This window comes from Thiomicrorhabdus sp. (assembly GCF_041583835.1).
Classification (GTDB): Bacteria; Pseudomonadota; Gammaproteobacteria; order Thiomicrospirales; family Thiomicrospiraceae; genus Thiomicrorhabdus.
Genome location: NZ_JBFHFC010000001.1, coordinates 107,818 through 130,089 on the forward strand (window position 1 = coordinate 107,818; position 22,272 = coordinate 130,089).

Consider the following 22,272-nt stretch of genomic DNA (forward strand, 5'->3'; position numbering starts at 1 on the left):
GTTGAGCGTATGGATTGTTTTCGACCGTTGAATTAGAGTGCATATTCCGTTTCAAAGCACACGCAATCAAGGGTAGAATGTCTTACCGGAAAGGGTGTTCAAGTCAGATTTAAACGCCTAATGAAAATACTAAAACCGTAAATACTAAAGCAGCAGAATCTTTTGTCGTATTCAATATCAGTTTCCATACAGGATCAAACCTTAAGCTTGTTCAACGGCCGAAATCTTGTCCGAGAATATCCGGTCAGTACCGGTTTGAACGGTGTCGGTAACGAAAAAAACTCCGGTAAAACTCCGTTGGGAAAACATATCATACGCGCCAAAATCGGTGCCGAACTGCCGATAAACAGTGTTCTGGTAGGGCGTCGTCCTACCGGAGAGATTTATACCCCTCAGCTAGGCGAACTTAATCCGGAGCGTGATTGGATTTTAAGTCGAATTCTTTGGCTATCCGGTAAGGAAAAAGGCATCAATCGCTTAGGTCGGGTAGACACCATGCAGCGTTATATCTATTTACACGGCACACCAGACAGCGAACCTATGGGGATTCCGAAATCCCATGGCTGTATCCGTATGCGTAATCACGACATCATCGAACTTTTCGACTTAATTGAAGCCGGTACAGAAGTGGACATAAAACTATGATCGTCTATCTTTTACGCCTCCTCGGTTCGGTCATTTTTGTCTCCTGGATCGTAGGAACGCTGGTGTTCTTTTTAATTCACCTGGTGCCGGGTGATCCGGTTGCCGTCATGCTTGGCGACTGGGCAAGTCCGGCGGACGAAGCGGCTTTAAGAAACCAGTTGGGGCTAAATCAACCGATATGGATTCAGTATTGGCATTATCTGGTGGGTCTAAGCCGTTTCGATCTCGGAGAGTCCTTGTTTTTTCAGCAGCCGGTTACGTCGTTAATCGGCGAACGTTTTCCAATGACCCTGCAATTGGCCCTAATGGCCTTGTTGATTGCCGTTTTGCTTGCATTTCCATTGGGTATTTGGGCGGCGCTCAGAGCCGGAAAATGGCCCGATCATTTGTCTATGACGGTTTCACTGATAGGCGTTTCGGTTCCCAATTTCTGGCTCGGACCGATGTTGATTTTACTGTTCTCGTTGAGTTTAGGCTGGTTCCCCGTCAGTGGAGCGGATCAGTCTTTATCGTGGGTTTTGCCTGCCGTCACTTTGGGTACGGCCTTGGCTGCCATACTTGCACGGATGCTCCGTGCTTCCTTGTTAGAGGTGTTGCATGAGGACTATATTCGAACCGCCAAAGCGAAAGGCTTGAGCAATTCTTGGGTGTACGGTCGGCATGCACTGTCGAACGCCTTACTGCCGGTCGTGACGATTTTAGGCCTGCAACTGGGTACGTTATTAGGGGGTGCCGTCATCACAGAGGTCGTGTTTGATTGGCCGGGGCTTGGTCAGTTGCTGGTTGAGTCGATTCAGCGCCGCGATTATCCGGTGGTACAGGGATGTATTTTAATCATCAGTATCGCCTATATCACAGTGAACGGTCTGACTGAATTGGTCTATGCTTGGTTGGATCCGAGAATACGGGTGGCAAATTGATGTTACGTTATCTCAGTTACACTATCGTATTCGCTTGGCTGTTAATGGGGTTGGCTGGATTCTGGATTGGCGACCACGCCGACGAAGTGGTGTTGTCACAACTGCTGATGTCTCCAAACAGTCAAGTCTTATTGGGTTCGGACGAGCTCGGAAGGCCGGTATTGGAAAGAGTTGTTTTAGGCGCTCAAACTTCTCTATTCGTCGCCGTAGGCGTCGTCTTTTTTTCATCCATTATCGGTACGACCATTGGTGTTTATAGCGCTTACATGGGCGGTTGGACGGATCGAGTCATCACCAAAATCATCGACGTGTTTCTGGCCTTTCCCGGTCTTTTATTAGCGATCGCGTTAGCCGCCATATTGGGGCCGGGAATTGAAAATGTGGTGTTTGCTTTGGTGGTTGTCGGCTGGGTCGGTTATGCCAGATTGGCTCGAGCACAAACCCTGAGTTTGCGCAGCCGTGAGCATGTATTGGCGGCAAGAGCCTTGGCCGTGCCCACCTGGCTGATCCTGTTCAGACATCTCGTTCCTTTGTTGTTGGCGCCTTTAGGGGTTGAAGCAACTTTTGGGATCGCCGGGGCGGTTATATCGGAAGCCGGATTGTCGTTCCTGGGATTAGGGGTTCAGCCTCCCGACGCTTCATGGGGAAGCATGATCAAGGAAGGAACTCGCTACCTGCTGGTTGCGCCGCATTTGGTATTGGCTCCGGGAATTGCCCTGATGTTGGTGGTGCTGGCGGTGAATTTGATTGGTGACCAATGGCGCGACTATTTGGATGTCAAAGCTCGTCACAATCGTAATTGAATATTGAATCCCGTTTCTAAACTAGAAACGCTTTAGCAAACTGACGTTATCGTCTAATTTGATTTCGCCTTCACGTAATACTTTACAGCGTGCTCCGCCGTACCAGTTAGGCGTCAGGGCTTGTTTAAGTCCCGGTTGCAGTGCTTCCATTCTCGCGCATGGATCGGTTTCTTTGGTGATTTCAAGTAATACCGATCCGACTTGAACCTGTTGACCGATCATACTTTCATCAAAGTCCATATCGTCAATCAGTAAGTTAGCTCGTCGTTCGGTCCAGTCAATATCCGCACCAAGCTGTTTGCAGACTTCTTGCCAGCGTTTGTAAGAGAGCAGAGTTACTTGAGTTTCGCGTCTTCTCGCGCCTTGGTAATCGTTTTCCAGTCCGCTTTCTTTGCTGACGTGGATGTGTTCGTGAGTTGAAATGGGACCTTTTGAGGTTGAGTGAGTGGCGATGCCGATCAATTTTGCCATGGCTTTTTTCCTGTCATTCTCTTCTTTCGACATTTTAATATACGAATCCAGTATGACAATCATTTGAAGATTTCACATAATGCGAAGTTTTCTGTATCATAGCCGCAAATTTATCGAAAGGGCAGATATGAACATAACAGCGGGCAAAGCGATGTCACTAGGTTCCGTCATGGTGGATATCGAAGGGACGATTCTCCAGCCACATGAAGCCGAACGTTTATTGGATCCATTAGTGGCGGGGGTCATTTTATTCAGTCGTAATTTTGAATCGGTTGAGCAGTTGAAAGCCTTAACCGCATCCATTCATGCGTTGCGTCATCCTCGCCTGTTAATTGCCGTGGATCACGAAGGCGGCCGGGTACAACGCTTCCGTTCCGGCTTCACTAAAATCCCGCCAATGCGTGTATTAGGGCAGCTTCACGAACAAAACCCCCAACAGAGTTACGACGCCGCCGAAAAGATTGGTTGGTTACTAGCGACCGAATTGCTTTCCGTCGGGGTCGATTTTAGCTTTGCGCCCGTTCTGGATCTCGATTACGGCGGCAGTAAGGTTATCGGCGATCGGGCTTTTGCGATGAATCCGGTTACCGTCGGTCAATTAGGATTTCACCTAATGGCGGGAATGCGCAAAGCGGGAATGGCATCCGTTGCCAAACACTTCCCGGGACATGGTTTTATCGAAGCGGATACACATACCGAAACCGCCGTGGATGATAGACCGTTTGCAGAAATTCAACAGAAAGATATGCAACCGTTTTTGACATTGATCGAAAATGGCGTTGACGCAGTGATGCCGGCACATGTTATTTATTCTAAGGTGGATGCATTGCCGGCCGGATTTTCTTCTCACTGGCTGCAAACCGTACTGCGTAAGCAATGCCATTTTGAAGGTGCCATTATCAGTGACGATATGAGTATGCGCGCGGCTGTGGAGTTTGGAAGCGCGCCCGAACGTGTCCTTAAGGCACTACAGGCCGGTTGCGATTTAGTGTTGGTTTGTAATGATCCGATGGCCGCGGATGAAGTTTTAACCAAGGTCAATTGGCACGCCGGTCCTTTGTCTCATGCAAGGCTTATTCGTTTACATGCCCATGAGAGAGCGGATTATTTGAAACTGCCTTACCATCCTTTATGGCAAGCGGCGGTTGCGGTTATTGACGGATTAAATCAATCATATGAACAACAGGAGTTAATTTAATGGAATGGGCAATGCAAACCTGGAGTGACCTGGTTATTCTCTTTGGCGGTAATGTCTGGATTCTGATTGTTTCCGGGATTTTATTAGTCACCGCCGTCATTGACTTGGTTCAGCGCGCTTTACTAAAACTGCTTCATAACCAACTTGTAAAAAAAGAGAAGGTTTGGCTTGATAGTTTTGTGGATGCCGCCAGAGCACCTGCCTCATTCTTTATCTGGGTCAATGGTACCGTTCTGACCATGACGACGATCATTACGCACTTCAACGTCTATGTCGACATTGTGCCGTATATCCAATCGTTCAAGTCGACCGTATTAACATTGTCATTCGGTTGGTACGTGATCCGTTTAGTGCACCGTCTTGAAGCGCATTTAAAAGAATACGCACGAGAAGATGATCGACTTGACGAAGTAACGGTCGAGGCCATGGCAAAAATCATCAAACTCCTGGCGTTCACTTTAACGACGTTGTTTTTCCTAAACGCCTTCGGTGTGAGTATGGGCGGTCTTCTTGCCTTCGGTGGAATGGGGGGGATCGCCATCGGTTTTGCCGCCAAAGATCTGTTAGGGAACGTTTTCGGCGGACTCATGCTTTATTTGGATAAGCCGTTCACTGTCGGAGACTGGATTCGTTCTCCGGATAGAGAGCTGGAGGGTACGGTCGAGAAGATTGGCTGGCGTATGACGACGGTCCGCACATTCGATAAACGTCCTTTGTATATTCCTAACGGGGTTTTCTCGAATATCGCCATCGAAAACCCGTCTCGAATGACCAATCGACGTATTTATGAAACCGTCGGCGTACGTTATGTCGATGTGCATAAAATGCAGGCCATTACCGATGCGGTTAAACAGATGTTGATCGATCACGAAGAAATCGATAACACTAAAACCATGATTGTTAACTTCAACAAGTTCGGCCCTTCATCGTTGGATTTCTTCATTTACACGTTTACTAAAACGACTGAGTGGATACGTTTTCACGAAATAAAACAGGACGTTTTGCTGAAAGTCAGTGAAATTATCGCGCAGCAGGGAGCTGAAATTGCATTTCCTACTCGCACCTTGCATATTGAATCCAGTTTGGAAACCCAAGGAATTCAAGATCGTCATGAAGGGATTAGATTCGAAAACGAATCCGTTCAGAAAGTTTAACGTCGGTTATTGACGTTTTTTTGGGGAAAATTAAAACCAACGATTGTTTGCGAATTTAAGCAACTTCGTTGGTTTTTTTATGCGTTGAAATAGGTTGGGGGATAGTCGGTAAACAGGTATGTTGCCTTAGATTGGCTTAGATGATGATTACTTCCGGCTCCAGGTGAATACCGAACTTATGATCAACGGCATCCTGAACCATTTGCGCTAATTCGACGATATCTTGGCCTTTGGCGCCGCCTAAATTTTCCAATATAAGCGCATGTTTGCTTGAAACTCGCGCCTTTCCGTTGCGCTGACCTTTCCAGTTAGCCGTCTCAATAAGCCACGCCGCCGGAATCTTGTAGTTTCCATCCAGCATTTTGTGGTGCGGCATATCCGGAAAGTCTTGAACGATCTCTTCAAAATATTCGGGATCAATCACCGGATTCTTAAAGAAGCTGCCTGCATTTCCGAATATTTCCGGATCGGGAATGCGTTCTTGGCGGATCTTGATGACGGCGTCGTAAATCATTTTGGGGGTTAATTCGGATTTTGGAACATCCGACAGCGCTTCTCTGAGTGGTTCGAAAACCAAGTTTGGGTTACCTGCATGCAGTTTACGCAGACGGAAAGTGACACGGTGCACCAAGACCTTATCGGTTAGTTCCTGCTTGAAAATGCTGGTACGGTAACCAAATTTACATTCCGCATTGCGAAATTCGGTACGCTGACCGGTATAGAGATTCAAGGTTTGTACTCGGGTGATGGCGTCGCGCGCTTCCGCTCCGTAGGCACCGATGTTCTGAACCGGTGCTGCTCCGACAGTGCCTGGAATCAGGGCCAGGTTTTCCAAACCCCATAAGTTATTCTCGACCGTATAAGTCACCAAGTCGTGCCAACTCATGCCGGCGCCGACCGAAAGCCAAACGTTGTCGTCGTCGGTTTTAACCACTTTCATTTTTTTAAAACCGCAATGTACCACGACACCTTCGATATCATGAGTGAACAACATATTGCTTCCGCCACCGATTATACGCCATGGTAATGAGGCAAGCGTCAGATCGGAACGCAGCGTAGCGATGTCACTTTGTCGGCTGATCTCGACGTAGTATTGGGCTTTCACATCGATCTTAAAAGTGTTGTGTTTTTTAAGTGAGTAGTTGGCCTGAATGTGCATTTGGGTCTTTGCTATAATCTGTTAAAAAATACAATTATAAAGGAAGATACATGAGTCAACTGAAACTTTCTACCGAAGGTTGGTCAAATCAAACCATCTTCATCATGGCGGCGATCGGTTCCGCCGTCGGTTTGGGTAATATCTGGAAATTTCCTTATATCACCGGAGAAAACGGCGGCGGGGCTTTCGTGTTGGTTTATCTGGCGTGTATTTTGTTGATCGGTATTCCGGTGTTATTGTCTGAAATCGCCTTAGGACGGGCGGGACGGGCCAATCCGGTCCAAGCAATGGCGACGTTGGCGCATGAAAATTCTGCTAGTCGTTTATGGTTTTTATTGGGGCTGAACGGCGTTTTGGCCAGCGCTTTGATCCTCTCTTTTTATACGGTGATCGCCGGATGGGCGGTCTCTTATTTTTTCGCCAGCCTGAAAGGTGCTTTTATCGGTATTTCGGCAGTGGATGTCGGCAGCCATTTCGAAAGCTTATTGGCGAATCCATATGAGTTATTGTTTTGGCATAGCCTAGTTTCTTTGGTCACTGTCTTAATCGTTTCAAAAGGGGTTAGAAGCGGTTTGGAAAAAGCCATCAGTTGGATGATGCCGGGCTTATTTTTGATTTTGTTGGTTCTTCTAGGTTATGCGTCGACCACGGGTTATTTCGGACGGAGCTTCGAGTTCCTGTTTTCTCCGGATTTTTCCAAGCTAAGTTGGGAGTCGGTATTGATTGCGATGGGGCACGCCTTTTTTACCTTAAGTATCGGTTTAGGGGTCATGATGGTATACGGTTCCTATCTGCCGCAAAAATACTCCATTGTGAAAGCCGGTATTTGGATTGCCTTTGCCGATACGTTGGTCGCGTTAATGGCGGGGCTGGTAATTTTTTCGATTGTATTTGCGAACGGTATGGAATCATCGGCCGGTCCGGGCCTTTTATTCCAGACGTTACCGATTGCATTCGGTCAGATGACCGGCGGCTGGTTTTTTGGAACTCTGTTTTTTGCATTTGTCGTCGTAGCCGCACTCAGTTCGGCGATTTCGTTGCTTGAACCCGTGGTGAGTTGGTTTGAACAAAACTGGGGAATAAAAAGGCTGCATGCCGCCTGGATTATTGGCTTGGTTATTTGGTTATTCGGTTTCGGATCTGTCTTGTCGTTTAACGACTGGTCTGGTTTTCACCTATTGGGGGAACGTACCTTTTTTGATAGTGTCGATTTTATTACGGCCAATATCATGTTGCCTTTAGGCGGTTTGCTGACTTCGATTTTCGTCGCCTGGGTTTTAAATTCTTCGCAGCGTCAAATGGAAATCGATTTAAATCAAGATCTTATGAAATGGTTTTTATGGGTTTTAAAGTGGGTTTCTCCGGTTGCCATCATGATCGTATTTGCGACCAATCTGGTAACCTCGGATAGTGTATGGCTAATGGTAGCAGGCGTATTGGCCGCGTACGGGGTTTATATATTTAACACCCAAAGAAAATCAACGTAATACCCATAATGCATAAATAAAAAAGGGCTATTAAAGCCCTTTTTTATTGAACGTTAAATCCTGACGGAACCGGATCAATACTGTGCGGTATATTGATTTTGCACCATACGATGCATTTCCAGGTATTTGGCGTTCATTTTGCGCTGTAGAGTATGTGAATAGCGCAAAATCGAACGCATAACGTGGAAGGTCACTAAAGGATGACTTTCAACTAACGTTTCAAAGCGTTCGCGATGCAACAGTAAAACTTCACTGTCTTTTTTGGCAATGATATGTAAAGAATGGCTCGCACCGTCAATGAAGCTCAGTTCGCCGCTCATGGAGCCTTCTTTTAAGACGTCGATATGAACCGACGCACCGGAGGAAAGCATTTTCACCACTTCAAGTTTTCCGGTTATGAGAATGTACAAGGTATCGTCCTGACTACCTTCTTCATATAGAATTTCCCCACTTTTCAATTGACGGGTTTCGACTGCAGGAGCCAATACTTCGCAATCCTCCATGGTTAAATCTTGACCTAAAACCGAGTTGGCAATTTTTTGAGCGTCTGACATGAGCGTAAATTCCTAAAATAAGATTTGAGGTAGGTTCAATTCTACGCGTAATAAAACGTAAATACTAGGGTCGGGGATAAGGGGGTATAGGAATAGAGTAAGTGATAGTTCGGAACGGTTTGTTAACGTGAATTTGCAGGAGTATCCAAACGCTCAACCGGGAAAAAAGCATCGAAAAACGCGCCTAAACCAACAACGAAAATCAATATAAAGATAAATACGATGATGATCGAGAGCGCTTGTTTGTTATCAACGAATTTCTCTTTCCAGCGCTCGGATTTTACCAATGGCCACACAAAGTACAGGAATACGGCTAATGCGATAAGCTGTAAGCCGATGATCAGATACTGGATAGACGAGGGGAGTTCGGATTCGCTGAACATTTAAATTTCACTTACTTGAGCAAGTTAATCAGGGTTTGATAATAAATGTCGGTCAAATTGTTCAGATCCGTAACGCTGACATTTTCATCGATCTTATGGATTGTGGCGTTTATCGGGCCAAGTTCAATGACTTGGGCGCCGGTCGTGGCAATGAAACGCCCGTCTGACGTACCGCCACCGGTCGACAATTCAGGTGTATAACCTAGTACTTTATTGGTTGCTTGTTTGACCGCCTGTATCAACTCTCCGTTCGCAGGCGTAATGAACGGCAATCCGGAGAGATTCCAGTCCAACGTGTAATCCAGTTTGTGGTGATCCAAAACGGCATGAACACCTTCTTTCAGTGTATCCGGGGTATGTTCGGTAGAAAAACGGAAGTTGAACAACACTTCCAAGTTGCCGGGAATGACATTTGTCGCACCGGTTCCGCCATTGATGTTGGAAATCTGAAATGAGGTCGGAGGGAAATACTCATTTCCATGATCCCATTGAAGGTGTACTAATTGTTCCAAAGCGGGTGCAAAGGTATGGATCGGGTTTTCCGCAAGCTCGGGATAGGCAATATGACCTTGAACGCCTTTAATGGTTAAATGTCCGCTTAAAGAGCCACGACGTCCGTTTTTAATCGAATCTCCTAACTTATTAGAGCTGGAAGGTTCACCGACAAGGCAATATTCAAATTTTTCGTTACGCGCTTCTAACGTCTCAATGACTTTGACTGTTCCGTCTACGGCAGGGCCTTCTTCGTCACTCGTGATTAAAAATCCGATTGAGCCTTTGTGCTGCGGATTTTCTTGGATGAATCGCTTGCAGGCCACCATAAAACAGGCGATGCTGCTTTTCATATCCGCGGCGCCGCGTCCGTAGAGCAAATCACCCTCGATGTGAGCGGAAAAGGGCGGGTAGGTCCAGGCTGTTTCCGGACCGGTCGGTACGACATCGGTATGCCCGGCAAAAACGATGAACGGCCCTTGATCTCCTTTTCTAGCCCAAAGATTAGACACTTCCCCAAAAGGCATCGATTCGATTTTAAAGCCTAACGGGCTTAAATAATCGGCAATCAAATTCTGGCAGCCTTTATCGTCCGGCGTTACCGAATCGATTTGGATGAGTTGTTGGGCTAGGGCAATGGTTTCGGACATGATTTACTCTGTTTTTGTTTTAAGCGGCTATTTTACGGTTTTCGTCAAAGATATGATAAGAAAATTAATTTATACACATACCACTTTCAAACCGTATTCATTTGTTTAGGAAATCAAAGTTTGATATTCGTCGGATTTGAAGCCGACCAAGATTCGGTCGTCGACTTGTAATACTGGACGCTTGATCAATGTAGGTATATCGCTTAACACGCTAAGATCGGATTGGTCCATTAAACCGGTTTTCTGGTCGTCGGTTAATTGCTTCCAACTGGTACTGCGTTTATTTACCAGAACTTCAATGGGTTGCAACTCTAGCCAAGCCTGAATGGTTTCTTGGGAAAGTCCGTTTTTTTTGAAGTCGTGAAAACGGTAGTCAATTTGATGTTCGTCTAAATATTTACGCGCCTTTTTCACTGTGTCGCAATTTGGAATACCGTATAAAATCATATTAATCCTAATTTTCATATTTTAAGTCGTCACTCGTACCACTAGAGCAACGTTTTGCGGATAATTCTAAAGCATTTTCAGAAACATTGCCGCCCACAAGTCATAAAAACGACCAAACATTGGAACACGATCAGGCCAATCGTTCGGGTGAATTATCGTCATTTTTATGTGACTAATTCGCCTCGCTGTATGATTAATTAGATTCGAGACGGTTATATTGGGTCAATTTTAGTAATTTTAAATGTGATTTGTTCTCTGTTCCACTCAAGAGCATGTATACTTCTGTTTGATTTTTTGTAACGTTTATTAAGAGAGTAGCATTATGACAATTAAACGAATCGGACATCGTTATAGCGATACTAAAACTGGCGCAACCTTGGATGTGTGGTTTCCGCGTTCAAATAAAGAAATTGCCCGTAACTGTTTGGCTTTACAAGTTGGTTTGATTAAAAGTGATTTTGTTACGGTTGAAATCGATTCGGTTAACGACGCACCGAAATCGGCCGAAGACGCTTACCTTCGTCTACATTTATTGTCGGAATGTGCTTACAAGCCGCACGAAATCAACTTGGACGGTGTATTCGGCCTATTGTCGAACGTTGCCTGGACGAGTGCCGGCCCGGTTTTGCCTGCTGAAGTTGAAAACTTACGCGAAGCGATTGCAGGTGAAGCGCATCACCTTAATGTGACTTCTATCGATAAGTTCCCACGCATGACGGATTACGTGATTCCGGAAGGTGTGCGTATCGGTAATGCCGACCGCATCAGATTGGGTGCACACTTGGCTCCAGGTACAACGGTTATGCATGAAGGCTTCGTAAACTTCAATGCGGGAACTTTGGGTAACTCGATGGTTGAAGGCCGTATTAGTGCCGGTGTTGTGGTTGGTGAGAATACCGATATCGGTGGTGGCGCATCAATTATGGGAACTTTGTCGGGTGGCGGAAAGCAAGTCATTTCAATGGGTCAACGAAACTTATTGGGAGCGAACGCCGGTCTGGGAATTTCTCTAGGCGACGATTGTATCGTTGAGTCGGGTCTGTATTTGACGGCGGGTACCAAGGTTAAAATGCCTGACGGTTCTATTGTTTCTGCACGTGAGTTGTCCGGACAATCTAAATTGTTATTCAGACGCCACAGTCAAACCGGTGCGGTTGAAGCAATCGTAACCGACGGTACTTTGTGGGGCGGTTTGAACACGACACTTCACAGCAACGATTAAAGAAAGCTTTACGCCGGCAAAACAGCCGGTTCGCTATACTGTTCAACAGTTCACTACCCAACCGTTCCGGCTGGGTAGTCATCTCTTTTCCAAATGTCTCCTTGACACGCCCACTACAACAATTACACTTCCTCACGACACAGATATTGCCCCGATCTTTAGGGTTGGATGTACGTTCGTGCCGCATTAAATAAATCGTGAATTCGTTACGATTGATGGTAAAGTTTTCCAGTTTGGCACCATCCAATGCCAACAGGTTTCAGGAATTCTAAATAAAAGGGATAGTATGGCAAAGGTTTTAGGCTTGGATCATATCAGTATCATCGTGAAAGATGCAGAGGCTTCACTGGCGTTTTATCAATCGTTATTGGGATTGTCTTGTCTGGATCGTCCAAATCTCGGCTTTCCAGGATATTGGCTGGATCTGTACGGCGGACAGAGCCTGCATATCATGCAATTGGATAACCCGAACCAAAACACAACAAGGCCCGCTCATGGCGGACGTGATTACCATTTTGCCTTAAGGGTCGATTCTATTGCCGATTACATAAAAAAACTCGAAACGTCGGGCGCCACTTACACAGAAAGCAAGTCGGGAAGAAAAGCTTTGTTTGTCAAAGACTTGGATAACAATGCTTTTGAACTTTTTGAATATAAACCGGCCTGAAATCTTGCGATTATGTGCAGCAAAAATCCTGTTTATTAAACCCAACAATGTAACCGTTGGGTTTTTCACGAACTACGAACAAGAAGCGTCTTCTTCAATCAAACTCAATAGGGCTTCGGTCAACTCGTCTTTTTGATGCTGTTCCGTAATGGCGCGGTTTTCAGTGTCGCTGATAATAAATACATCTTCCGCCTTTTCTCCGACCGTATTGATCTTGGCATCGTGAATGCGGATGTTACAGCTTTTAAGAGCGCACCCTATACGCGACAGCAACCCGGGAATATCCTTGGTATTGATGGTCAGTTCGGTAAGGTGTTTGTTGATCTTATTAAAGATAATTTCAGTTGGGGTTTCAAAGCAACGAATCCGGCGTGAATTCAATAAAGGACGCATCTCCGCAGGATCAATATCGGGTTGAGCTAACTGTTGCTTAATTTTATCGACGATCGCTCGATGCATTTCTTTATCGGAAATACTGTGCAGTTCATTATCCAGAATATATAAAATCACGAGCGTCATATTTTGCGCAGTGGAATAGATTCTGGCTTCCATGACGTTCAAGTGCAACTTGTCTAACGCATAAGTGATGTGCGCAAATAGGAAGTCACGGTCCGGCATATAAATTAATAGCTCGGTTGCTCCCCGCTGCGTTTGGTTTTGCAGGTGAATATGAGTCAACGACAAATCAGATCGATAAAGCCATTTAGTGATGCGTGCAATATCACTTGGCGTTTGGCGGCTAAAGAATTCGGTTTTGTTCAAACTATCCCAGAAAGGTTGATAATCGGAAGAGGTTAATTCGCGTTTAGCGAGGATTTCTTTCGCTTTTTCCTGAGCTTGAAGTGCTTTTTTGGCACGGTTTTTAGGTGTGCTGGATCTTTCGTCAAGCACGCTTGAGGTTTCATTGTATAGTTCCAGGAACAGTGCATTCTTCCAATCGTTCCAAACCTCATCGGAGGTTGCACAAACATCGGCCACGGTTAATAAGTAGAGATAATCAAGACGATTATGGTCTTCCACCAGTTCCGAAAAATACTGGATAACGGCAGGGTCGCTTAAATCTTTTTTCTGGGCAATGCCCGAGAAGTCCAAGTGGTGACGAACAAGCCAGCTCAGCATGTCACCGTCTTCTTTAGACAAGTTGTGTTGCTGTGAAAACAATTTGGCGTCTTCCGCCCCGAGCACTTCATGCGCACCGCCGCGACCTTTGGCGATATCGTGGAATAAACCGGCTAAAAAGAGGATTTCAGGCTTACAGATGGATTTAGCAATCTGATGTGCAGTCGGAAATTCATAGGCGTATTCATCGATGAAAAAGCGACGTAGATTACGAATCACCAGGATCGTATGGTCGTCTACCGTATAGGCGTGAAAGATATTAAATTGCATTAGACCGGTAATCTTGGCAAAAACCGGCAAGTAAGCACCGAGTATTCCGTAGCTATGCATTCTTCTGATTGCGGCGTTCACACCTTTAGGCTGCCTGAAAATTTCAATGAACAGGGCTTTATTGATTGGATCCTGGCGAAAATCCTCGTCGATCAGGTGCAGATTGTCTCTTATCGAACGAATGGTGTGCGAACGAATTCCTTCAATCTCCGGGTGATGCTGCAATATAAGGAATACTTCAAGCAGGGCGGTCGGAAAGGTTTTGAACACGGTTGGATATTGAATATCCAAATAGTTGTTAACCATTTTAAAACGTGAATTGACTTTCTTAACTTCCTGTTCACTGGTATTAAAGATTTCTTCACGAAAATGTTGCAACAGGATTTCGTTAACCTTAACCACGCTCTGTACATTACGGTAATAGCTGTTCATAAACTGCTCGACCGCCATTTTTTCCGGGTTATCTTGATAACCAAAGCTTTCGGCAATGTGTTGTTGGTGATCAAATAGCAGCCGGTCTTCACGTCGTTTTTTCATGCGGTGTAACGCAAAACGCACTCTGTTCAAATATTTATAGGCCGCTTCAAGTTCGCGGTACTCTTCAATCGTTAAAAATTGGTTCTGTACGAGCTGATTGATGGAGGACGCTTTGAAGTGACGTTTTGCCACCCAATAAATCGTTTGAATATCTCTAAGGCCACCGGGACTCTCTTTAACATTCGGTTCAAGCTGATAGGTGGTGTCATTGAATCGACGGTGACGAGCCTGTTGCTCGTCAAATTTTGCCTGGAAGAAAGCCTGACTCGGCCAGAAATCGTCCCGCTTCCATAAAGCGGTAATTTGCTCGAACAAACTGTAATCACCACTAATCCAACGTGATTCAAGCAGATTGGTAGCGGTAGCGACATCTTCCAGTCCTGCTGTCACGCATTCGTCGACCGTACGTAAGGCGTGACCGACGTCAAACCCCAGATCCCACAAGAAAGTGATGAATTTAGAAAACCGTTCGTCATGCTGCCCGGGTTCGGAAATTAAGATCAATACATCGATATCGGAGTAGGGATGCAGTTCGCCGCGCCCGTAACCACCTACGGCCAATAGACTGGCGTTGACCTCTTGGGGGATGAAGTGCTGCCAGATTTTTTTAAGGATTTGATCGATAAACGTCGCACGTTCCTTTACCAATTCGGCAACGGCCGAGCCCTGGTCGAATTGGTCGAATTGATATTCGAGAAAAAGCTTTAGGGTTTCCCGGCCGGCTTTAATCGCTTCAATCGGTTTGTCGCTGTTTTCTAATACCTTAATAAAACTCGGAACTGAAGGGCGTACTGCGTTCATTGGCTCGCTCATAATTGGATTGTTTGACCTTTGCAGGCGGGCTCTGGACTATCCCGCATTAACGATTAAAGTGAATTAAGGTAAAACCGGTTTTTCGCCTTTACGCATGGTGAATATTTCATAACCGTCCTCAGTGACGGCCAATGTATGCTCCCATTGCGCAGAAAGTTTTCTGTCTTTGGTGATTACGGTCCAATTATCGCCCAATAGCTTGACCGCCGAATGTCCCAGGTTAATCATCGGTTCGATCGTAAATACCATTCCTGGCTTAAGTACGATTTTTTTCAATTCGGGAGCGGCGTAATGCAACACTTGAGGTTCTTCGTGAAAATCTTCACCGATCCCGTGGCCGCAATATTCCCTTACGACCGAAAAGTCATTTTTTTCTGCATGCTGTTGAATGGCGAAGGCTACATCATACAAAGTGGCATTAGGCTTGACCTGTTCGATACCCAACCACATGCATTCAAGCGCAACCTGACAAAGGCGGTGAGCGAATGGCTTCACTTCGCCGACTTCGAACATTCGACTGGTATCACCGTGGTAGCCGTCTTTGATAACGGTGACGTCAATATTAACAATATCGCCTTTTTTTAACTTTTTATTATGATCGGGAATGCCATGACAGACGACATGGTTGATGGAGATACAGCTGGAAGCTGGGAATCCGTGGTAATCCAAGGTCGCAGGAATCGTCCCTTGTTGGTTTACCATATAGTTATGCATGATATCATTGAGTTCACCCGTAGAAACACCCGGCACAACATGCGGCTCAATCATCTCTAATACTTCGGCAGCCAAATGGCCGGCCACTCTTAATTTCTGAAGCTCGTCTGCGGTTTTGATTTTAATCGTCATGGTTTGATCACTTTCCTTGGAAATCGCTGAATTTCACGGGATTATTTTTAAATTAAAATTGTTAAAATTGCGGGAATATGATATAAATGCCGCGCCTTTCGGAATGAAAGGAATTTTAACAGAAAATCCGCACGTTTACCGAGACATAAAACGGGGTGCTGGAAAACCTTTATTGGTCTTTCGAGTTCGTTTTATGGGGAAACGGAGGCTTAACCCCAATTTGGAGAAAAAAATGGCTAAAGTTACAATGCGCCAAATGCTAGAAGCAGGTGTTCACTTCGGACACCAGACACGTTATTGGAACCCTAAAATGGGTGAGTACATCTTTGGTGCTCGCAACAAGATTCATATCGTTAACTTGGAAAAAACACTTCCGATGTTCAACGATGCATTGAACATGATCGGTGGCATCGCTGCAAACAAAGGTAGAGTATTGTTTGTTGGTACTAAGCGCGCTGCGCGTGACATCGTTGCTGAAGAAGCGCAACGTTGTGGTATGCCATACGTTAACCACCGTTGGTTAGGTGGTATGTTGACAAACTTCAAAACCATCAAGCTATCTATCAAGCGTTTAAAAGAACTTGAAACTCAAGAGCAAGACGGTACTTTCGAGAAGATCACTAAGAGAGAAGCGCTTGAGCGTTCACGTCAGAAAGAAAAACTAGAACTTTCTTTGGGCGGTATTAAAGATATGCGCGCTATGCCTGATGCGATTTTCGTAATCGATACCGGTAATGAATCTATTGCCATTCAGGAAGCTAGAAACCTAGGTATTCCAGTTATCGGTGTGGTTGATACAAACAACGATCCACGAGGAATCGATTACGTTATTCCAGGTAACGACGATGCTATCCGTGCAATCAAGCTTTACTTATCAGCAGCTGCAGACGCTGTAATTGAAGGTAAAAACTCAATTACGACTGCTGTTGAAGGCGACGATTTCGTAGAAGCGGCTGAAAAAGCGGCTGAATAATTTGAACAGGCCTGGTAAACCCAGGCCTTTTTAATGACAACGAATTCTATTTAGATAAGGGATTTATAAAATGGCAATTACAGCTGGTATGGTTAAAGAACTGCGTGAAATGACTGGCGCAGGTATGATGGATTGTAAAAAAGCGTTAGCTGAAACTGACGGTGATATGGATGCAGCGATCGAATTCCTACGTAAGAAAGGAATGGCTGGTGCAGACAAGAAAGCCGGGCGCGTTGCTGCTGAAGGTGTTATCGCAATTGCAATCTCTGACGACAAGAAAAAAGCGGTCATCACAGAAGTTAACTGTGAAACGGATTTCGTTGCTAAAGGTGACGAGTTTAAAGATTTCGCTAACGAAATCGCGCAAATTGCTTTGGCAAAAGGGACTACCGATATCGAAGCATTGATGGGTGAAACCATGGCTAACGGTAAAACAATCGATGAACGTCGTCGCGAACTAATCGCTAAAATCGGTGAAAACATGACTGTTCGTCGTGTTGAATTGGTTGAAACAAGCGGTCAGATCGGTCAGTACCAGCACGGTGAAAAGATCGGTGTTATCGTTGATATGACCGGTGGTAACGAAGAACTTGCTCGTGACGTTGCTATGCACGTTGCTGCATTGAAACCAACTGCGGTTTCTGCTGATGACGTTGATCAAGAATTGGTTGAAAAAGAGCGTAAGTTCCAAATCGAACAAGCACAAGAAAGCGGTAAGCCAATGGAAATCATCGAGAAGATGATTGAAGGGCGTATGCGTAAATTCTTGCAAGATATCACTTTGTTAGGTCAGCCTTTCGTTAAAGATTCTGACCAGACGGTTGAAAAACTACTTAAAGCAAATGATGCATCTGTAAGCGGCTTCATTCGTTTGGAAGTAGGTGAAGGTATTGAGATTGAAGAAACTAACTTTGCTGATGAAGTAGCTGCGGCTGCAAAAGCAGTAACTGGTTAATCAACCTTCTTTCTTAAGGCCATAGCGGGTTCTATTGGGTTAAATCCCAATAAGTCCGCTGTGGCTTTTTTGTATGTAAAATTTTTTGTAAACGGTAACTTGATTCCATTAAAGTATCGCTTACAAAACGTTTTACGCTATCAACTCAGTAAGGAATATAGATCATGGCATTAAAATACAAACGCATTCTTTTAAAATTTAGTGGTGAAGCACTGATGGGAAAAGGGGAGTTTGGTTTAGACGCAGACACTTTAAAGCAGGTAGTTGGAGAAGTGAAAGCATTGCGTGATCTAGGAGTTGAAGTCGGGATTGTCGTCGGTGGCGGTAACATCTTCCGCGGTGCTCAAATTCAAGGTGCCGGAATCCAGCGTACGACGGGCGACCATATGGGGATGATGGCGACCGTAATTAATGCGATCGCTCTACGTGACGTGATTGAAAGTGAAGGCATGTCCTCGATTGTTTATTCTGCGATGTCTATTGAAGGCGTGTCCAGCGGCTTTAATGCCAACGAAGTTAAGAAGCAATTGGCAGCCGGTCAAGTCGTGGTTTTTGCAGCAGGAACGGGAAGTCCTTTTTTTACTACAGATACGGCTGCTGCTCTACGCGGTGTTGAAATTGATGCCGATATCGTGCTTAAAGCAACTAAGGTTGATGGTATCTACACGGCCGATCCTGTCAAAGATCCTTCTGCAACACGTTATTTAACACTGACTTATGATGAAGTAATACAGAAAAACTTACAGGTCATGGATATGACGGCCTTTGTTTTGTGTCGTGACCATAATATGCCGATCCGGGTTTTTGATATGTTTAAAGATCATGCCGCCATAAGAATTGTTCAAGGTGAAGACGAAGGCACCTTGGTAAGCTCAGGAGAATAGAAAATGATAAATGAAATTCGTGAAGATGCTAAAAGCAGAATGCAGAAATCTTTTGAAAACTTAGAGGCTAATTTTGCTAAGATCCGTACCGGTCGAGCTCATCCTAGTATTCTAGATTCGATTACTGTCGAATATTACGGTTCTGAAGTTCCGATCAGTCAGGTAGCCAATATCAATGTTGAAGATGCACGTACCTTAACCGTGCAACCTTGGGAGCAGCCAATGGTTTCTGTCGTTGAAAAGGCAATTATGACTTCGGATCTGGGTATCAATCCTTCTACAACGGGGAATTTGATTCGCATTCCAATGCCACCTTTAACCGAAGAACGACGTCGCGACTTTATCAAAGTGGCGCGTAATGAAGCCGAGCAATCTCGTGTTGCGGTACGCAATATTCGTCGTGATGCCAACAGCGATATTAAATCTCTGTTAAAAGATAAAGAAATTACCGAAGACGAATCTCGCCAAGCGGAAGAACAAATTCAAAAAATCACGGATCAAATCGTTGCTAAAATTGACGCAGCTCTTGCGGATAAAGAAGCAAGCTTAATGGAAATTTAAGTCGATATTTATGCCGTTTTACGGCATAATCTATTGGTTTTTTCATAAAACGGCCTTTTAATAATAGACGCGCGCTATTATTGTTGGCCGTTTTTTATATCTCTTTCCTTGGGGTTTGTTTTGCTTAAAGAACAAAATCAACACGTTACGATTCCAAAGCATATTGCCATCATTATGGATGGTAATGGCCGTTGGGCAAAAAAACGCCTATTGCCGCGTTTTATTGGGCATCAAAAAGGTTTGAATGCCGTAAAACGGATTGTTTCTCACTGCTCGGAACTGGGGGTTGAAGCTCTAACTTTGTTTGCTTTCAGTACCGAAAACTGGCGTCGCCCGGAAGATGAAGTTAATAAATTGATGGGGCTTTTCCTTAAGGCACTACAGAAAGAAGTGAGCAAACTTGACGAAAACAACGTCAAGCTGCGGATCATTGGTGACCGTACAGGGTTTAACGAAGAGATACAGGCTCATATCGAACTAGCGGAAGAGCGGACCTCGGAAAACACCGGCTTGTCACTCAATATCGCCGCTAACTACGGCGGCCGCTGGGATATGATTGAAGCGGTAAAAAAGTGGCATGCCGCCAATCCGGACAAAGACATCGTAGAGTTAACGGAAGACGAACTCAGTGGTTATGTCTGTTTGGCAGATTTACCGGAACCTGATTTGTTGATCCGTACCGGCGGTGAACAACGTATCAGTAATTTCTTGATTTGGCAGATGGCTTACACTGAATTCTTCTTTACCGATACCTTATGGCCGGATTTCAATGAATCCAGTATTGATGAAGCAGTTTCCTCCTTCACACAGCGTGAACGTCGATTCGGAAAAACCGGCGATCAGGTGAAATAATGTTAAAACAACGTGTTATCACCGCTCTCATTTTAGCGATTGTTGCAGTGGCTGCCTTATTCAAGGCTTCCGAAACGTTATGGCAAATATTGATATTGGCTATTTCTATAATCGCTGCGTGGGAATGGTCCGGATTCGCTCGAGTTAAGTCATTCGGTCTAAAGGCGGCTTACTCACTGTCTACTTTGCTCCTGTCTTATTTGGCTTTGCAGATTATCGCCCCTGCATGGTTATATGCCTTAACCGTTCTAGAAACTTTTGTTATGTTTCTGGTTGTGATTCGTTACCAGAAAAACGAAGGTACGCATGGAATTCACTCTTCTAAATTAATCCTTTTGGCGGGCTGGCTAAGTATCGTTTTGTTTGCCGTCATTACCATTCGTTTCCGCGAACTGTTTTCGGCCGAATTATTGTTGCTGAGCATGTTTGTCGTTTGGTCTATGGACACCGGCGCCTACTTTAGCGGTCGCCGATTCGGTAAAACCAAACTGGCCGTGTTTGTTAGTCCCGGCAAGACCTGGGAGGGCGTCTGGGGCGGTATGGCACTGGCTTTTATAATCAGTTTGTTTGCACTTTATTGGCTTCAGCCCCAGTTAAACGTTTCATTCATTGTGTTTGCGGCGTTAATGGCGATCATAGCCTTATTATCGGTAATGGGGGATTTGTTCGAAAGTGTTTTGAAACGCCAAGCCGACATCAAAGATAGCGGGAATATTTTGCCCGGTCACGGCGGCATACTGGATAGAATCGATAGTTTATTGATTGCTTTGCCATGGTTTTACATACTCTGGTCTTTAGGGACAGCGGCGCAATGACGTTTCTTTGGTCGATCTTAGGATTCATAATCGTCATCGGTATTTTGGTGACTATTCACGAGTGGGGGCATTACCAGGTTGCCCGCTGGTTCAACATTAAAGTATTGAAATTCTCTATCGGTTTCGGGAAGACGATCTGGAGCAAGAAAACAAAGGAAACCGAATTCCAGATTGCAATGATTCCTTTGGGCGGATACGTCAAGTTTGTCGATGAATCCGAAGGGCCGGTTGCCCCTGAAGATTTAGATCGTTCTTTCAGTCGTCAAAGCGTATACAAACGTTTTGCGGTTGTAGCAGCTGGTCCTGTGGTTAATCTTATTTTTGCTTGGCTGGTATTTTCCGCAACGTATATGATCGGTATTACCGGTATGAAGCCGATTTTTGAACAGCCTATTCCATCTACAGCGCTTTATGCGGCCATGCCGGAAAATAGAAATCAAGCCTGGTTGGTGGTAGAAGTGGATCATCAACCGGTTTCATCCTGGTCGTCTGTCAACGAAACTTTATTAATGGCTTTGGTGGACGGAAAACAAACGATTTCCTTAAAACTTGAAGGACTTGTTTCCAAAGAAGTTCGCACACTCCCTAGCGTGTCATTACGTGACCTTGATCTCAACAACCAGAAACAGAACTGGCCTAAAACGCTTGGTTTCCAACCAATCAGCATTTCCATGCCGGCTATAGTCGGACAAATCGCTTCTGGCAGTCCAGCTGAAATGGCGGGTTTACAGAGCGGTGATACCATTTTGTCGATCGACGACACTCCGATCGATGATTGGAAAGCTCTCATTCAGACTGTGTCCAAAATACCGGATCAAACCGTTTCCGTCGGTCTGAAACGTAATGATCAACTCATATTTAAAACAGTAGAAGTAACGCATCATAAAAATTCGCAGGGTGAGATCGCCGGTTATTTAGGCGTCAGGCTTCAAGTCTCTTCGGATTATATGCAGCCTTATCTATCGACAGTAAGATACGGCATGATTGATTCGTTGAGTCTTGGACTTCAAAAAAGTCTTGATTTGATTGATATGAGTTTGGTGATGTTGAAGAAAATGCTGTTCGGTGAAATCGGTGTAGAGAATCTTTCAGGGCCGGTCAGCATCGCACAATTTTCTGGGCAGGCTCTGCAAAGTGGTATTATCTCATTTCTTGGCTTACTGGGGCTTTTGAGTTTAAGTTTGGGTATTTTGAATTTATTGCCCATTCCTGTATTAGACGGTGGTCATTTGATTTATTATATAGTCGAAATGATAAAGGGGTCGCCGGTAAAAGAATCGACCATGATGATAGGACAAAAAATTGGTCTATTATTGATTATTGGGTTAACGGTACTTGCGTTGACAAACGACATTTTAAGAATTACAGATGGTTAATATGAAAAACAAGCGTTCT

General features: G+C 44.9%; 23 protein-coding genes. 15 read left to right on the forward strand and 8 right to left on the reverse strand.

The window, feature by feature from the left end; all coding sequences use genetic code 11:
• The first annotated feature begins 162 nt into the window (after positions 1-162).
• The 3 genes from ABY044_RS00495 to ABY044_RS00505 are packed head-to-tail and all read left to right on the forward strand — an operon-like array spanning position 163 to position 2,368.
• On the forward strand, positions 163-645 hold the full coding sequence (locus ABY044_RS00495) for a L,D-transpeptidase family protein (protein ID WP_373017038.1): 483 nt from the start codon (positions 163-165) through the stop codon (positions 643-645).
• Entirely contained in the window at positions 642-1,565 is a 924-nt protein-coding gene (nikB, locus tag ABY044_RS00500; protein ID WP_373017040.1) for a nickel ABC transporter permease, read from the forward strand. Before ABY044_RS00495 ends, nikB begins: the two co-directional genes overlap by 4 nt.
• Positions 1,565-2,368 (forward strand): ABC transporter permease, encoded by an 804-nt coding sequence (locus ABY044_RS00505; RefSeq protein WP_373017042.1) that lies wholly within the window; start codon positions 1,565-1,567, stop codon positions 2,366-2,368. The genes nikB and ABY044_RS00505 overlap by 1 nt, the downstream gene beginning before the upstream one ends.
• A gap of 21 nt (positions 2,369-2,389) precedes the next feature.
• Here ABY044_RS00505 and ABY044_RS00510 read toward each other — a convergent pair whose 3' ends face one another.
• A complete protein-coding gene (locus ABY044_RS00510) occupies positions 2,390-2,839 on the reverse strand; it encodes an MOSC domain-containing protein (RefSeq protein ID WP_373017044.1) in 450 nt (149 codons plus the stop codon).
• Positions 2,840-2,966: 127 nt separating this feature from the next.
• Between ABY044_RS00510 and nagZ the strand changes: the two genes are divergently transcribed.
• Both nagZ and ABY044_RS00520 read left to right on the forward strand, forming a co-directional pair.
• Positions 2,967-4,037 carry a beta-N-acetylhexosaminidase gene (nagZ, locus tag ABY044_RS00515; RefSeq protein ID WP_373017046.1) on the forward strand — a complete coding sequence of 357 codons (1,071 nt, stop codon included), beginning with the start codon at positions 2,967-2,969 and terminating at the stop codon, positions 4,035-4,037.
• Positions 4,037-5,191 carry a mechanosensitive ion channel family protein gene (locus tag ABY044_RS00520; RefSeq protein WP_373017048.1) on the forward strand — a complete coding sequence of 385 codons (1,155 nt, stop codon included), beginning with the start codon at positions 4,037-4,039 and terminating at the stop codon, positions 5,189-5,191. The genes nagZ and ABY044_RS00520 overlap by 1 nt, the downstream gene beginning before the upstream one ends.
• A 136-nt stretch (positions 5,192-5,327) precedes the next feature.
• On the opposite strand, the gene murB is transcribed toward ABY044_RS00520, so the two are convergent.
• Positions 5,328-6,350 (reverse strand): UDP-N-acetylmuramate dehydrogenase, encoded by a 1,023-nt coding sequence (gene murB, locus ABY044_RS00525; protein WP_373017050.1) that lies wholly within the window; start codon positions 6,348-6,350, stop codon positions 5,328-5,330.
• A gap of 50 nt (positions 6,351-6,400) precedes the next feature.
• On the opposite strand from murB, the gene ABY044_RS00530 reads away from it, so the two are divergent.
• Positions 6,401-7,837, forward strand: coding sequence for a sodium-dependent transporter (locus ABY044_RS00530; protein ID WP_373017052.1), 1,437 nt, complete (start codon positions 6,401-6,403; stop codon positions 7,835-7,837).
• A gap of 74 nt (positions 7,838-7,911) precedes the next feature.
• On the opposite strand, the gene ABY044_RS00535 is transcribed toward ABY044_RS00530, so the two are convergent.
• From ABY044_RS00535 to ABY044_RS00550, 4 genes are all read right to left on the reverse strand, one after another.
• Entirely contained in the window at positions 7,912-8,391 is a 480-nt protein-coding gene (locus ABY044_RS00535) for a Crp/Fnr family transcriptional regulator (protein ID WP_373017054.1), read from the reverse strand.
• 122 nt (positions 8,392-8,513) lie between these two features.
• Positions 8,514-8,774 carry a hypothetical protein gene (locus ABY044_RS00540; protein WP_373017056.1) on the reverse strand — a complete coding sequence of 87 codons (261 nt, stop codon included), beginning with the start codon at positions 8,772-8,774 and terminating at the stop codon, positions 8,514-8,516.
• A gap of 11 nt (positions 8,775-8,785) precedes the next feature.
• Positions 8,786-9,916, reverse strand: coding sequence for a succinyl-diaminopimelate desuccinylase (dapE, locus tag ABY044_RS00545; protein ID WP_373017058.1), 1,131 nt, complete (start codon positions 9,914-9,916; stop codon positions 8,786-8,788).
• Between the two features lie 105 nt (positions 9,917-10,021).
• Positions 10,022-10,381: an arsenate reductase gene (locus ABY044_RS00550; protein WP_373017060.1), complete on the reverse strand. Its 360-nt coding sequence runs from the start codon at positions 10,379-10,381 to the stop codon at positions 10,022-10,024.
• A 304-nt stretch (positions 10,382-10,685) separates the two neighbouring features.
• Between ABY044_RS00550 and ABY044_RS00555 the strand changes: the two genes are divergently transcribed.
• On the forward strand, positions 10,686-11,585 hold the full coding sequence (locus ABY044_RS00555; RefSeq protein ID WP_373017062.1) for a DapH/DapD/GlmU-related protein: 900 nt from the start codon (positions 10,686-10,688) through the stop codon (positions 11,583-11,585).
• A 286-nt stretch (positions 11,586-11,871) separates the two neighbouring features.
• Positions 11,872-12,252 (forward strand): VOC family protein, encoded by a 381-nt coding sequence (locus tag ABY044_RS00560; RefSeq protein WP_373017064.1) that lies wholly within the window; start codon positions 11,872-11,874, stop codon positions 12,250-12,252.
• 72 nt (positions 12,253-12,324) lie between these two features.
• On the opposite strand, the gene glnD is transcribed toward ABY044_RS00560, so the two are convergent.
• Complete coding sequence (gene glnD / locus ABY044_RS00565) at positions 12,325-14,979, reverse strand: [protein-PII] uridylyltransferase (RefSeq protein ID WP_373017066.1); 2,655 nt, start codon at positions 14,977-14,979, stop codon at positions 12,325-12,327.
• 75 nt (positions 14,980-15,054) lie between these two features.
• Positions 15,055-15,837, reverse strand: a complete 783-nt coding sequence (gene map, locus ABY044_RS00570) for a type I methionyl aminopeptidase (RefSeq protein ID WP_373017068.1) — start codon at positions 15,835-15,837, stop codon at positions 15,055-15,057.
• Positions 15,838-16,069: 232 nt separating this feature from the next.
• On the opposite strand from map, the gene rpsB reads away from it, so the two are divergent.
• The 7 genes from rpsB to rseP all read left to right on the forward strand — a co-directional run bounded on the left by rpsB (position 16,070) and on the right by rseP (position 22,253).
• Positions 16,070-16,810 carry a 30S ribosomal protein S2 gene (rpsB, locus tag ABY044_RS00575; protein WP_373017070.1) on the forward strand — a complete coding sequence of 247 codons (741 nt, stop codon included), beginning with the start codon at positions 16,070-16,072 and terminating at the stop codon, positions 16,808-16,810.
• 70 nt (positions 16,811-16,880) lie between these two features.
• Entirely contained in the window at positions 16,881-17,765 is an 885-nt protein-coding gene (tsf, locus tag ABY044_RS00580) for a translation elongation factor Ts (RefSeq protein ID WP_373017072.1), read from the forward strand.
• 164 nt (positions 17,766-17,929) lie between these two features.
• Positions 17,930-18,649 carry a UMP kinase gene (gene pyrH, locus ABY044_RS00585; RefSeq protein ID WP_373017074.1) on the forward strand — a complete coding sequence of 240 codons (720 nt, stop codon included), beginning with the start codon at positions 17,930-17,932 and terminating at the stop codon, positions 18,647-18,649.
• 3 nt (positions 18,650-18,652) lie between these two features.
• Positions 18,653-19,210, forward strand: a complete 558-nt coding sequence (frr, locus tag ABY044_RS00590; protein WP_373017076.1) for a ribosome recycling factor — start codon at positions 18,653-18,655, stop codon at positions 19,208-19,210.
• 174 nt (positions 19,211-19,384) lie between these two features.
• The gene (gene uppS / locus ABY044_RS00595) at positions 19,385-20,062 is read left to right on the forward strand and encodes a polyprenyl diphosphate synthase (RefSeq protein WP_373017293.1); all 678 of its coding nucleotides are present in this window, start codon (positions 19,385-19,387) and stop codon (positions 20,060-20,062) included.
• Positions 20,062-20,877, forward strand: a complete 816-nt coding sequence (locus tag ABY044_RS00600) for a phosphatidate cytidylyltransferase (RefSeq protein WP_373017078.1) — start codon at positions 20,062-20,064, stop codon at positions 20,875-20,877. Before uppS ends, ABY044_RS00600 begins: the two co-directional genes overlap by 1 nt.
• Complete coding sequence (gene rseP, locus ABY044_RS00605) at positions 20,874-22,253, forward strand: RIP metalloprotease RseP (RefSeq protein WP_373017080.1); 1,380 nt, start codon at positions 20,874-20,876, stop codon at positions 22,251-22,253. Before ABY044_RS00600 ends, rseP begins: the two co-directional genes overlap by 4 nt.
• Positions 22,254-22,272 lie beyond the last annotated feature (19 nt).